Raw genomic sequence first — 13055 nt, 5'->3', positions numbered from 1 at the left:
GTGGCGAATAATTCGGTGCCGAAATATAGTCCCCTCCATGCCGTCGCATCCTCTACTGCGCAACCGCTCCTTCCGGCTGTTCTTCCTCGGCCGCTCCCTGTCCCTCATCGGCGACGCCGTCATCCCCGCCGCCCTCGCCCTCGCCGTACTCCGCGCCACCGGCTCCACCTCCGCGCTCGCGCTCGTACTCGGCTGCGCGATGGGGGCGAGGCTGCTGTTGCTGCCGCTCGGCGGGGTCGTGGGCGACCGGTTCAACCCCCGTACCGTGGCCCTCGCCGCCGACCTGGTGCGGTGCGTGACCCAGCTGTTCGTCGGCGTCCAACTGCTCGGGGGTGCTCCTGAGTTGTGGCAGCTCGCCCTCGCCGAAGCGGTCGGCGGCGCCGCGTCCGCCTTCGCCATGCCGACCCTGTCGCCGCTCATCACAGGGACGGTCGCAGCGAAGGACCGGCACGCGGCCAACGCCGTTCTGGGCGTGGTCCGCAGCGGCTCCCGTGTCGGCGGCCCCGCGCTCGCGGGGCTGCTGATCTGGGCCGCGGGGCCCGGCTGGGCCTTCGTCCTCGATGGCGTTTCCTTCGCCGTCAGCGCGTGTCTCCTCACGGCCGTCCGCATCCACCGCACCGTCGAAGAGCCCACCGCGCGCCGTTCGCTGCGCAAGGATCTCGTCGAGGGCTGGCACGAGGTGCGCAGCCGCGACTGGTACTGGACCAGCCTCATCGCGCACTCCGCCTGGAACGGCGCCGCCGCCGTCCTCATGACACTCGGACCCGTCATCGCCGTCGAGGAGTTGGGCGGCGAAGGCACCTGGATCGCGATCCTCCAGGCGGGCGCGTTCGGCCTGCTGGGCGGCTCCCTGCTCGCCGGACGCGCGAGACCGAAGCGCCCGGTCCTGGCGGCCAACCTCGGCCTCGCGACGTACGCCCTGCCCCTGGCCCTGCTCGCGGCCGAGGCTCCGACGCCTGCCGTGATCGCCGCGTACGGCATCGCGCAGGCGGGACTCGGCTTCCTCAGCCCCATCTGGGAGACCTCGGTGCAGGCGGCGATACCCCCCGGCGCGCTGGCCCGCGTCACCTCGTACGACTGGCTGCTGTCGTTGGCCGCGATGCCCCTGGCGTACGTTCTCGGGCCGCTCGCGGCGGACGCGTGGGGCACGGCGACCCCGCTGTGGATCGCGGCGGCCGTGGTGGGAGTCGCGTGCGCGGGGACGGCGGTCGTGCCGGGAGTGCGCCGCTTCGGGGCGAGCACCGGCAGCTCAGGCAGCCCTCAGGCCACCCCCGGCGACACCGGCGACACCGGCCTCTCGAAGAACGTCTCCAGCGACACCGTCGCCTGAGTCCCGCTCACCCCGTCGATCGCGTACAACCGCCGCAGCACGTCCTGCAGTTGCTCCGTCGTGGACGTGCGGACCTTGACCAGGACGCTCGCCGCGCCCGCGATGACGTGCGCCTCCTGGATCTCGGGGACCGCGGCGAAGTCCTCCGCCCGGTCCCCCATCCATGCCGTCGAGTCGACCATGACGAAGGCCAGCACGCCCTGGCCCACGGCCGCCGGGTCCACGTCGACCGTCGTGCGGCGGATCACCCCGCGCTCGCGCAGTTTGCGTACCCGCTCATGCGCCGCGCCCGCCGAGAGGCCCACCGCCTTGCCCAGGGTCGCGTACGGCTGAGCGGCGTCCTCTTGCAGCAGCGCAAGCAGCTCTCGGTCGGTGCCGTCCATCGTCGTTGCCCCAGCCTTCCGTTCACCCATTCTTGACGTACACCATATCTCGTACTGCAATATTCTCCTGTCACCGAATGTGATTCACACACGCGTCAGACAGGGGTCGTCATGTCTTCCCAGAAGGTGCCTACGTCGTACGAGGTTCTGGACGACCACTTCCGCACAGGACGGTGCGCCAACGGGGACGCCAAGCTGGAAGTGCTCTACGACGACTGCCGGTGGGCCGAAGGGCCGCTCTATCTGCCCGCCTGGCGGCAGCTCGTCTGGAGCGACATACCCAACGACCGGCTGCTGCGCTGGGACGAGGCGACCGGGACCGTCGGCGTCTTCCGTACGCCCGCCGGGTACGTCAACGGCAACACCCTCGACCGGGAGGGCCGGTTGATCTGCTGCGAGCAGGGCAACCGGCGCGTCACCCGCACCGAGCACGACGGCCGCGTCACCGTCCTCGCCGACCGCTTCGAGGGCAAGCGGTTCAACAGCCCGAACGACGCCGTGGTCCGCTCCGACGGGTCGGTTTGGTTTTCCGACCCCGACTTCGGGATCACCAGCGACTACGAAGGGCATCGCGCGGCTGCCGAGATCGGTGGCTGCCACGTCTATCGGATCGATCCCGTGACCGGTGACGTGCGGATCGTGGCCGATGGCTTCGACGGGCCGAACGGGCTCGTCTTCTCGCCCGACGAGCGGCAGTTGTACGTGTCCGACTCCCGCGCCGCCCAGATCCGCGCCTTCGATGTACGTGACGACGGCACTCTGTCGGACGGGGTCGTCTTCGCCGAGGCGAAGGACTCCGGCTTCGACAACATCCGCTTCGACGACGGAGGGCGTCTGTGGGCTGCCGCCCTCCACGACGGGGTGCACTGCTACGACCCCGACGGCACCCTCATCGGGCGGATCACGGTCCCCGAGGCCGTCGCCAACATCACCTTCGGCGGGCCGAGGAACAATCGGCTCTTCATCGCGGCGACGACCTCGCTCTACTCGCTGGTGATGTCCGTGACGGGGTTGCCGAGGGTCCGGGCCCTCCGCCCCGGGTCCACCGGCTAGTTCACCGCGTCCACCGGCTAGTTCACCGCGTCCATCTCGCCCACCGCCAGCTCCACGTCGTACACCAGCGGTTCGCCCGCGACCGCGATGTGCCGCGCGCGGGCCGCGTAGCCGGGGGCCGTGACCGCCAGCAGGTACGCGCCTGCCGACGGGGCCGCGACGATGTACGAACCGTCGGCCAGGGAGGTGACGCGGTCCAGCTGGCGGCCCCCCTTGGAGAGGAGGGTCAGGACCGCGCCCTCCACCGGTTCGCCCTCCGCGGTGCGGATGAAACCGTGCACTACGGAGGCGCCGCCTTCGCCATCGGGCTCCCTCACGCGCGCGTGGGGCACAGGTGCCGTCTCCTCCGGTGCCTCACGCGGCTCCACCGCCAGGTGCGGAAGACGCTTCTCCAGGCCTGCGGGCAGCCACCAGTTGGAGCGGCCGAGCAGATGCATGGCGGCCGGGACCAGGGCCGTGCGCAGGATGAACGCGTCCAGGGCGACCGCGGCCGCAAGGCCGATGCCCGCCATCGCGCCCTCCATGTCGCCGCTCAGGACGAACGCGGAGAAGACGCAGATCATGATCAGGGCCGCGCAGTTGATGACCCTGCTCGTCTCGGCGAGGCCCACCCGCACCGCGCGGGCGTTGTCCTTCGTGTGCACCCACTCCTCGTGCATGCGGCTCACCAGGAACACCTGGTAGTCCATCGAGAGCCCGAAGAGCAGCGACAGCATGATGACGGGCAGGAAGGCGGTGATCGGGCCCTCCTTGCCGACGCCGAGGATCTCCGTGCCCCAGCCCCACTGGAAGACGGCCACCAGTACGCCGAAGGACGCCGCCGCCGCGATCAGGTTCATCAGGGCCGCCATCAGCGGCACCACCAGCGAGCGGAACGCGATCAGCAGCAAGAGGAAGCCGAGCCCGATGATCGCTCCTACGAAGTAGGGCAGCCGGTCGCCCGTCACCGCGGCGAAGTCCTTGAAGACGGCGGTGACGCCGCCTACGTGGGCGTCGACTCCGGCCTCCGGAATCACGTCTCCCCGTAGACGGTCGATGAGTTGGTCCGTCTCCTCGGACTGGGGGGATGTCGTCGGGACCACGTTGATGACCGAGATGCCGTCCGCCGGCGGTGCGGCCGCCACCCTCGCGACGCCCTCCGTCTCGCGGATGGCCGTCACCAGGCCCCCGGTGTCCGCCTTCTCGGCCACTACTTGGAGGGGCCCGTTGAATCCCGGACCGAATCCATCGGCCAGCATGTCGTACGCCTGCCGGGTCGTCGTGGACTCCTGGTGGTTGCCCTGGTCGGTCGCGCCGAGCCGCAGGGACAGGAGCGGCAGGGCCAGGAAGGCCATCACCACGAAGGCGAGCGCCGCGATCGAGCGCGGGCGCTTTTGGACGTACGAGGACCAGCGCGCCGCAAGGCCGCTCGCCTCGGCAGGCTCCGGTCCCTCGGCGGCGAGGCGGCGCCGCTGCCTGCGGCTGAGCACCCGGGAGCCGAGAAGGCCGAGCAGCGAGGGCAGCAGGGTGACGGCCGCGAGGACGCTCAGGACCACCGTCAGGGAGGCCGCGATGACCACACCGTCCAGGAAGCGCATGTTCATCACCAGCATCCCGGCGAGCGCAATGCACACCGTCCCGCCCGCGAAGAGCACCGCGCGGCCCGAGGTGTTAAGGGCATGCACCGCGGACTCCTCGGGCTCCATGCCGCGCAGGATGCCGCGCCGGTGCCGGGTGACGATGAAGAGCGCGTAGTCGATGCCGACACCGAGGCCGATCAGCGAGCCGAGCAGCGGGGCCACTTCGGGGATGTCCGTGACGTGGCTGAGCAGCATCGTCGAGAGCATCCCGAGGCCCACTCCGAAGACGGCGATGACGATCGGCAGGACCATCGCGAAGAGCGAACCGAAGGCCAGGAAGAGCACGACGGCCGCGGCCGCGATGCCGACCATTTCGGCGACGCCGGTGGGCGGCTCCTGGATGCGGGTGATCGCCTGGCCGCCCAATTCGACCTGCAGGCCGGAGCGTTCGGCGCGCTGAGCCGTGTCCACCACGTCCTGGACGAGGTCCTTGGGGACCGAGTTCGCCTCCTCGGCGAAGGTCACCTGGGCGTAGGCGATGCGTCCGTTCCCGCTGATCTGGGCCGCGCCCGCCTGCTTGGACGCGTACGGGCCCTGGACCTCGCCGACGCCCTTCATGCCGGCGATCTCCTTCAGCGCGGGCTCGATCCGGGAACGTACGCCCTCGTCACGGGCCGAAGCTCCTTCGTCGACGCGCCAGACGACCGTGTCGGTGTCGCCGGCGCTCTCCGGGAAGGCCTTCGTCATCAGGTCGTACGCGCGCTTGGAGTCCGTGTCGGGCAGGGAGAACACATTCGAGTAGTCGGTGCCCGCCGACGTCCCCGCGGCCCCGAGTCCGAACAGGGCTCCCACCCACAGCACAAGGACCACCAGACGGTGCCGATAGCACCACCGCGCCAATGCCGTCACGATCCACTCCTCTTCCGCGTCGTCAGGTCCCCCGGGCCGTGCCTTCAGGTGCCTCAGCATCGGCGGCACCGCGCTCGGGCGGCGCGACGCGGCCATGATTCTCAAGTAACTCCAAGGCACGGACCGGGTCTTCGTACAACGCCCGCGCCGATACTGAGGGCATGAGCCACGCCGAAGGCCAGCAGGGAACAGATGTCGGAGTGCCGACCGGACCTGGCGCCGGGGCCACCGTGCTCGTCGTGGAGGACGAGCCGAGCATCGCCGACGTGCTCGCCATCGCCCTGCGCTACCACCGCTTCGACGTGATGGTGGCGGGCACCGTGCGCGACGCCCTCGCGCTCGCCGGGCGCACCCGGCCCGACGTGGCGCTCCTCGACGTGATGCTGCCGGACGGCGACGGCCGCGCCCTTGCCAGGGAACTGCGCGCCCGCCGCCCCGAGATGGGTCTGGTCTTCCTGACCGCGCGGGACGCGCCCGCGGAGGTCGTGGGCGCGCTCGGCTTCGGCGACGACTACATCACCAAGCCGTTCAACATCGACGAGGTCGTCGCCCGCATCGGCGCGGTCCTGCGCCGCACCAGGGCGGGCGACGTGCTGCCCCAGCGCCCGCCGCTGCGCTACGGCGACCTGGAGCTGGACGAGACGACGTACGTGGTGCGCCGCGCGGGCCGCACCGCGCAGCTCACGCCCACCGAGTACGCCCTGCTGCGCTTCCTGGTCCGCAACGGCGGCCGCGTGGTGCCCAAGGAGCAGCTCCTGCGCCATGTGTGGCAGTACGAGCACCAGTCCGAGTCGACCGTCGTGGAGACCTACATCAGCTATCTGCGGCGCAAACTGGACGCCCTTGGCCCGCCGGTGATCACGACCCGGCGGGGTGTCGGATACGGCCTCGCATGAGGCGTGCGCACCGCGGCATGAGCTCGCTGCGCGCCAAGCTCACGTGGGTGAACGTGGCGCTGCTCGCCCTCGGCATCATCGTGGCGACCGGCGTGAGCGTCATGGGCATGCGCCACTACCTGCTCGACAGCGTGGACTCCGAGCTGACGCAGTCGCGCGACTCGCTGCTGAGCGCCGGGCTCACCATGAAGGACATCGACAGGCTCAGTGAACTGGGCATCGCGCTCGACAAGCTCTCGCCCGGCGGCAAGGAGCGCGCGAGCGCGCTCCCGCGCGGGGACACGGTGTTCGTGGCGGTGGACAAGAAGGGCGAGCCCGTCGCCATCGGCGCGCTCGCGCCGACCCCGCGCCAGCGTGCCCTCGCCGCCGCCGTGGACGACCCCGAGGCGGCCGCCCGCAGGCCCGAGCCGCAGGACGTCACCCTGGACGACGGCGCTCACCGCATGGTGGGCGCCGAACTCGACGACGGCACGACGGTCCTGATGGCCGCGGCCACGCAGGACGTGGAATCGGGCATCAAGAAGGCGCTCAAGCTCGACGCCGCCTTCGGAGTGATCCTGTTGGGGCTGCTCGCCGTCCTGACGATGATCTCCGCGCACCAGCGGCTCCGCCCTCTTGAGGACATGGTCGAGACCGCGTCCGCCATCGCCGAGGGCGATCTGACCCGTCGCGTGCCGTCGAGCCGTGCCCCGGCGACGGAGACCGAGCAGCTGCGCCTCGCCCTCAACTCCATGCTCCACCAGGTCGAGTCGGCCTTCGAGACCCGCGAGCGCAGCTCGGCACAGCTGCGCCGCTTTGTCGCCGATGCCTCGCACGAGCTGCGTACGCCCTTGTCGGCGATCCGCGGCTACCTCCAGCTGTACGACAAGGGGATGCTCCGTGACCCGGCGGAGCGCACGCGCGCGTGGAGCCGCGTCATCGCCGAGACCGACCGGATGGGGCGCCTCGTCGACGAGCTGCTCACCCTGGCCCGCCTGGACCAGCAGCCGGAACTGCGCTTCAGGAACGTCGACTTGAGCCGCCTGGTACGGGACGCCGCCGACGACCTGCGGGTGCAGGAGCCGGAGCGCCCGCTGACGGTCCGCGCCGACGGGGCGGTACTGATCCGCGCGGACGAGTCGGGGCTGCGCCAGGTGCTCGGCAATCTGCTGGGCAACGTACGCGTCCACACGCCCGCCGACGCTCCGGTCACGCTGGGCGTGGAGCGGCAGGACGGGGTGGTGCGGCTACGGGTCGCCGACCAGGGGCCCGGCCTCGCGGAGGAGGACGCGGCGCGGGTGTTCGACCGGTTCTTCCGGGCGGGTGGGGGCGCGGGCAGCGGGCTGGGGATGGCGATCGTGCAGGGGGTCGTGGCGGCGCACGGGGGCGAGGTGGGGGTGGAGACGGCGCCGGGGGCGGGGCTTACGGTGACGGTTACTTTGCCTGCGGGGGCGGGGGATTGATCGTCCAGGGTCGGATGCGGGGTAAACGGGCGGGCGGGCGGGAGAGGCCTGTTCGTCCAGAGTCGGATGCGGGGGAACAGACTTCATGCTGCGCGTACCGCATCGAACCAACACGCGATTACGCCTGGCGGGAGGCCAGTTCGACGACCGTGATGTCGGACGGCGCCCCGACCCGCACCGGCGGCCCCCACGCACCGGCACCACGCGTCACGTACAGCTGCGTGTCGCCGTACCGCTCGAGTCCCGCGAGCGTCGGATTGGCCAGGTCGGCGATGAAATTGCCCGGCCACAGCTGTCCGCCGTGGGTGTGCCCGGAGAGCTGGAGATCGACGCCGTGCTTGACGGCGTCGTGGATGACGACCGGCTGGTGGGCCAGGAGCACGGAGGCCCGCGAGCGGTCCCTGTCGCCCAGCGCCTTGGCGAAGTCGGGCCCGTGCCCCTCGCGCTCGCCCGCCACGTCGTCCACACCCGCGAGGTCGAAGCCGGGCAGTTCGGTGCGCGCGTTCTCCAGGGGGCGCAGGCCGAGTCCGCGTACGTGCTCGACCCACTGCTCGGCTCCCGAGAAGTACTCGTGGTTGCCGGTCACGAAGTACGTCCCGTGCCGCGCCCGGAGCTGTGCGAGCGGGGCGGCGGCGGGCCCGAGATCCTCGACGCTGCCGTCGACCAGGTCGCCGACGACCGCGATGAGGTCGGGCTGCGTGCCGTTGATCGTGTCGACCACGCGCTGGGTGAAGCCGCGTCCGAGAATCGGCCCCAGGTGGATGTCGCTGACCACGGCGATCCGGAACCCGTGCGCCCCGCGCGGCAGCTTGGCAAGCGGCACGGTGACGCGCTTCACCTGGGGGCCGCGCAGGACGCCGTACGTTCCATGGGCGACTGTTCCGACGGCGACGGCCGCGGCGGTCCCGCCGACGATCCGGGAGACGAAGAGGCGGCGCGAGGGGGTGGCGGGAGCGGCTGGTTCCGCCCGCACTTCTGCGGGGGCGGGGTCCTCCGTCGAACCGGCGCCCTCCGTAGAGGCGGGTTTCGAACCGCGCCTCAAGAAGAAGGGCCGTACGAGCTCCCCCACAAGAAGCGCGAGCACGAGATAGATCGACAGCGCCATCCACATGAACCCCGGCCAGGCCAGCACCTGCTGGAGCCAGAACGGCGCCCCGGTCCGCTCGCTGGTGACCGCCGCGAACATCATCAGCGGCCCCGCCACGAAGACCACGGCGCCCGCACGCCGGGCGAACCCGGGCCGGGCCGTGGTGTCCCGCACCAGGCGCCGCCACGCGTACCACTGCATGCCGATGAGGGCCGCGAGCGCGGCGAGACCGGCCAGCACGAACAGGATGACCACGGAGCGCCCCTCGAAGTGACCGGTGACCGGTGACCGGTCGGCTATGAGCCAGCTATGACGTACGGCGCAGAGCACGCACTCCGCGCAACCCGATGGTCCCTACCACCGTCCCCAAGACAAAGGAGACTACGGCGAGCGTCAGGTGAACCCAGAAGTACGCGGTCGGGTCGCCTGCGTCATCGAAGGCGAGCCCGCTGCCGTCCTTCCACAGGTTCTTGACGAAAGTGATCCAGATGAACCAGCTCCACACCCCGAAGGCGAGCAGGAACCAGGAGACCGGGCGGCTGAGCTTCATACGTTCAGTATCGCGAGCCTCCGTTCCGCACCGTCGCCGGGGTGGGGAGCCCGAGCCGCCCGAGCCGCTCAGGACACAGCAGACCTCGGCGGCGACTTCCACAGCGACGCCCTGTACGTTCTCGTCCGTGCCTGCCGTAAAAAAGACCGCCTTGTTGGTCACTTCCGCCGCATTGCTGACCATGTCGACCACGGCCCCCGCATGGGCGGACGGTAAGCCGGGGGGCGAGAACAAGCCCAAGCCACCCGCGAAGATGTCGACCGTCGGTGGCGCGAAGCTCGGCGAGCCGGGCACCCAGGTGAGCCTGAAGGCGGGCGCGCCCGTGCTCCCCAAGGACCTCTCGGCGCGCTCCTGGATGGTCTCCGACGCCGAGACGGGCGAGGTGCTGGCCTCGCACAACTCGCACTGGCGGCTGCCCCCGGCGAGCACCCTGAAGATGCTCTTCGCGGACACGGTCCTGCCGAAGTTCCCCAAGACGCAGAAGCACAAGGTCGAGCTCTCCGACCTGGCGGGCATCGGCGCGGGCAGCAGCATGGTCGGCGTCAAGGAGAACGAGACGTACACGGTCCACGACCTGTGGCTCGGCGTCTTCCTGCGGTCGGGCAACGACGCGGTGCATGTCCTTTCGGCGATGAACGGCGGTGTCCCGGAGACCGTCAAGAACATGCAGTCGCACGCCGAAGAACTGCAGGCCCTGGACACGCACGTGATCAGTCCGGACGGCTACGACGAGAAGGGGCAGGTCTCCTCCGCGTACGACCTGACGCTCTTCGCCCGCTCCGGGCTGCAGAAGAAGGACTTCCGCGAGTACTGCTCGACGGCCACCGCCAAGTTCCCCGGCGAGACCAAGAAGGTCAAGAAGGGCAAGGACAAGGGCAAGAAGAAGCGCGAGTCCTTCGAGATCCAGAACACCAACCGACTCCTTACGGGAGACGTCGGTCTCGATGCCTACAAGGGCATCGCGGGCGTCAAGAACGGCAGCACCACGAACGCGGGCAACACCTTCACCGGTGTCGCCGAGCGCAACGGCAAGGTGCTGCTCGTCACCGTCATGAACCCCGACTCCGGGGAGCAGCACGCGGTCTACAAGGAGACCGAACGCCTCCTCGACTGGGGCTTCAAGGCCTCGGGCAAGGTCGATCCTGTGGGCGAACTGGTCGCCCCGAAGGGTGCCGGTACGGGCAGCGGCAAGGGCGCTCCCGGTGCGGGCAAGAGCGGATCGGACTCGGCCAAGAACGTGGCGCACGCCTCCGGCAAGGAGTCGGGTGGTGTCGGCGTCGCGCTCGCGGTCGCGGGCGGTGTCCTGGCGCTCATCGCCGCCGGGTGGTTCGTGATCAGCCGCCGGATGCCGCTGCCGGACCTGGTGCGCCGGAAGAGCCGCCGCTGACCTCGTCGGGCTCTTCCTCCTCCTGCTCCTCCTGCTCCTGCTGCTTCCGCGTCGCCGTCCAGGCGGCGCAGAACAGCAGGAGTTTCGCGGTGAAGTTGATCCACAGGAGCAGCGCGACGGGCACTCCGAAGGCGCCGTACATGCTCTTGGACGCGACGCCCTTCATGTAGCCGCCGAGCAGCAGCTTGAGCAGTTCGAACCCGGCCGCGCCGATCAGACCGGCGGTGATCAGGTGGCGGCGCGGCGGCTGGACGCCCGGCAGCAGCGTCAAGACGTAGAGGAGCAGCAAGAAGTCCGCGAGTACGGCGATGGCGAACGCGATCGCCTGCAGCGCCACCCCGCCCAAGCCATCCTTGGAGACCCCCAGGAGGTCGGCGCTCCAGCCGACGGCGGTCGACGCGAGGGTCGACGCGACGACGGACGCGAGGCCGGCGCCACCGAGACCGACGAGTACCCCGGCGTCCTTGATCTTGCGCATGACGGGGTTCTCGTCGGTGTCCTCCAGCTCCCAGACGACCCGCAGGCACTCCCTTATCGAGCCGACCCAGCCGATGCCGGTGAAGAGCAGCAGAACGCCCGCGATGAGCCCGATGGTGCCCGCGTTGGCGACCAGGGCGTCCAGGTTCAGCTGGTCGGAGATCCCGGGGACCTGCTTCGAGATGGTGTCCTCGAGCTTGTCCTGCTGGCTCTTGGAGAGCGTCGCGGCGGCGACGGCGGCGGCGACGGTGATCAGCGGGAAGAGCGCCAGGAAGCTGATGAACGTCATCGCGGCGGCGAGGCGGGTCCAGTGCACACTGTCGAGCCGCTCGTACGCGCTCCACGCGTGCGTGCGCATCAGCCGCTCCACCAGGGGCCCGATGCCCGGGAGTTTTTTCAGCCAGTCCATGATGCCTCCCTGCCCGCTGTACGGAAGACCAAGGTCCGGGTACCCCAGAAACGCAGAACAGTGGCGAGCGCCATGCCGACTCCCGCACCGGAGATGGTGTCCGCGCGCTGTGAGGTGAGGCCGAGGCCGTAGTGGGACACCGCGATGCAGAGCAACTGCACCAGGGCGCCCGCGATGTTGACGGCGAAGAAGATCCCGTACTGGCGAAGGCGCGAGGCTCGCGCCACTCCGGCTCCCTCTCGCCGCCGGTAGGTGCCGAGCGCGTTGCCCGCGTACGCGACCGTGCAACCGGCGACGAAGGAGAGCGCCTTGGCGGTCAGCGGGTCGAGACCGACGGGTCCGCGCAGCCAGATGAAGAGGCCGAGGTCGACGGCGTACGCACAGATACCGGCGGCGGCGAAGCCGAGCAGCTCGGGGCCCATGGCCCGCAGCCGCTGCCTGAAGGCGCTCACCAGTCGGCGACCGCGAGGCCGTACATCGCGATCCACACCAGGCCGATGACGGCGAGCGCCCGGTCGCGCAGGACGACGTCCTCGGGCTCGCCCGCCGTGCCGCGGTCAGCGAAGACGGCGTACCGCAGGACCGCGAGGACGAAGGCGGCCATCGACAGCTGCCGCCAGGGCAGCAGCCCGTTGCCGGTGCCGCCGCTCTCCATGGCCCACAGGCAGTACGCGAGTACGGCGACACCGGCGGCCAGCTGCCAGACGAAGCGGAGGTAGCCGGTGGTGTATTCGGTGAGCAACGCGCGCGTGGCGCCCGCTTTCCCGGACATCTGGACGGCTTCGGAGTAGCGCTTGGCGGACACCATGAAGAGCGCGCCGAAGCCCGTGGTGATCAGGAACCAGCGCGAGAGCGGGATGCCGAGCGCCACTCCCCCGATCATCGCCCGCATCAGGAAGCCCGTGGTGACGACGGCGAGGTCGACGACGAGGACGTGCTTGAGGCTGACGCAGTAGGCCAGTTGCATCACTACGTAGGCGGTCAGCAGCCCCGCCGTCAGGGGCGTGCAGAACGCGGCGGCGGCCAGCGGCGCGAGCACGGCGAGCAGCCCGCCGACCACGTAGGCGACCGCCACCGGCACCTGGCCGGCGGCCACCGGCCGACGGCACTTGGTGGGGTGGGCGCGGTCGGCCTCGGCGTCGCGCGCGTCGTTGATGAGGTAGACGGCGGACGCGGCGGCCGTGAACAGTGCGAACACCACGGCGAGTTGGATCAGCGAGTGGCGCGAGAAGAGCTCGCCCGCGGCGGCGGGGGCCGCGACGACCAGGACGTTCTTCACCCACTGGCGGGGGCGCGCGGTCTTCAGGAGGCCGAGCGGCAGGGCGAGGGCGCCGGGGCCGGGCGGCCCGGGCGGGTGGGGGCGTTCGAGCAGGGCGGTGCGGTCAGCCATGCTTGCGGCCCCCGTTCATCCAGGCGGAGCCCACGCGCGCGGTGAGGGCGCCGAGGGCCGCGCCGGCCGCCACGTCACTCGGGTAGTGGACGCCGACGACCATCCGCGAGACGCACATCGCGGCGGCGAGCGGCGGGACGATGCGGGCTCCCGCGGGGCTCAGCGCGCCGTACGCGACGGTGG

The 13055-nt window shown here is 70.7% G+C and carries 13 protein-coding genes; 5 read left to right on the top strand and 8 right to left on the bottom strand.

The genetic code is table 11. The features are described 5' to 3' along the window. Positions 1 to 37: 37 nt before the first annotated feature. Entirely contained in the window at positions 38 to 1330 is a 1293-nt protein-coding gene (locus ABD378_RS04135) for an MFS transporter (protein WP_344518966.1), read from the top strand. Here the strand turns inward: ABD378_RS04135 and ABD378_RS04130 are convergent. Further along, entirely contained in the window at positions 1261 to 1713 is a 453-nt protein-coding gene (locus ABD378_RS04130; protein ID WP_344519008.1) for an Lrp/AsnC family transcriptional regulator, read from the bottom strand. The two genes, ABD378_RS04135 and ABD378_RS04130, sit on opposite strands and share 70 nt — an antisense overlap. A gap of 111 nt (positions 1714 to 1824) precedes the next feature. On the opposite strand from ABD378_RS04130, the gene ABD378_RS04125 reads away from it, so the two are divergent. Next, positions 1825 to 2766, top strand: a complete 942-nt coding sequence (locus ABD378_RS04125) for an SMP-30/gluconolactonase/LRE family protein (protein ID WP_344518965.1) — start codon at positions 1825 to 1827, stop codon at positions 2764 to 2766. A 17-nt stretch (positions 2767 to 2783) separates the two neighbouring features. Here the strand turns inward: ABD378_RS04125 and ABD378_RS04120 are convergent, their stop codons facing one another. Beyond that, positions 2784 to 5225: an MMPL family transporter gene (locus ABD378_RS04120; RefSeq protein ID WP_344519007.1), complete on the bottom strand. Its 2442-nt coding sequence runs from the start codon at positions 5223 to 5225 to the stop codon at positions 2784 to 2786. Between the two features lie 239 nt (positions 5226 to 5464). Between ABD378_RS04120 and ABD378_RS04115 the strand changes: the two genes are divergently transcribed. Next, a complete protein-coding gene (locus ABD378_RS04115; RefSeq protein WP_344519006.1) occupies positions 5465 to 6130 on the top strand; it encodes a response regulator transcription factor in 666 nt (221 codons plus the stop codon). Continuing rightward, on the top strand, positions 6127 to 7572 hold the full coding sequence (locus ABD378_RS04110) for a sensor histidine kinase (RefSeq protein WP_344518964.1): 1446 nt from the start codon (positions 6127 to 6129) through the stop codon (positions 7570 to 7572). The genes ABD378_RS04115 and ABD378_RS04110 overlap by 4 nt, the downstream gene beginning before the upstream one ends. A 118-nt stretch (positions 7573 to 7690) precedes the next feature. On the opposite strand, the gene ABD378_RS04105 is transcribed toward ABD378_RS04110, so the two are convergent. Both ABD378_RS04105 and ABD378_RS04100 read right to left on the bottom strand, forming a co-directional pair. Then, positions 7691 to 8914, bottom strand: coding sequence for a metallophosphoesterase (locus tag ABD378_RS04105; protein ID WP_344518963.1), 1224 nt, complete (start codon positions 8912 to 8914; stop codon positions 7691 to 7693). A gap of 52 nt (positions 8915 to 8966) precedes the next feature. Beyond that, positions 8967 to 9209 carry an SCO4848 family membrane protein gene (locus tag ABD378_RS04100; protein WP_344518962.1) on the bottom strand — a complete coding sequence of 81 codons (243 nt, stop codon included), beginning with the start codon at positions 9207 to 9209 and terminating at the stop codon, positions 8967 to 8969. A 127-nt stretch (positions 9210 to 9336) separates the two neighbouring features. On the opposite strand from ABD378_RS04100, the gene ABD378_RS04095 reads away from it, so the two are divergent. Next, entirely contained in the window at positions 9337 to 10596 is a 1260-nt protein-coding gene (locus ABD378_RS04095) for a D-alanyl-D-alanine carboxypeptidase family protein (protein WP_344518960.1), read from the top strand. On the opposite strand, the gene ABD378_RS04090 is transcribed toward ABD378_RS04095, so the two are convergent. The 4 genes from ABD378_RS04090 to ABD378_RS04075 all read right to left on the bottom strand — a co-directional run. After that, positions 10544 to 11482, bottom strand: coding sequence for a YihY/virulence factor BrkB family protein (locus tag ABD378_RS04090; protein WP_344518959.1), 939 nt, complete (start codon positions 11480 to 11482; stop codon positions 10544 to 10546). The genes ABD378_RS04095 and ABD378_RS04090 overlap by 53 nt on opposite strands. Next, on the bottom strand, positions 11470 to 11904 hold the full coding sequence (locus ABD378_RS04085; RefSeq protein ID WP_344519005.1) for a GtrA family protein: 435 nt from the start codon (positions 11902 to 11904) through the stop codon (positions 11470 to 11472). The genes ABD378_RS04090 and ABD378_RS04085 overlap by 13 nt, the downstream gene beginning before the upstream one ends. 26 nt (positions 11905 to 11930) lie before the next feature. Next, positions 11931 to 12872, bottom strand: coding sequence for a decaprenyl-phosphate phosphoribosyltransferase (locus ABD378_RS04080; RefSeq protein ID WP_344518958.1), 942 nt, complete (start codon positions 12870 to 12872; stop codon positions 11931 to 11933). Continuing rightward, positions 12865 to 13055 (bottom strand): phosphatase PAP2 family protein (locus ABD378_RS04075; RefSeq protein ID WP_344518957.1); only part of this gene is annotated, 191 nt, incomplete at its 5' end. The genes ABD378_RS04080 and ABD378_RS04075, both read right to left, overlap by 8 nt.

This window comes from Streptomyces rectiviolaceus (genome assembly GCF_039533825.1).
GTDB lineage: Bacteria > Actinomycetota > Actinomycetes > Streptomycetales > Streptomycetaceae > Streptomyces > Streptomyces rectiviolaceus.
Note: the sequence above shows the minus strand (reverse complement) of the source record. Positions and strands in the feature narration are given on the sequence as shown.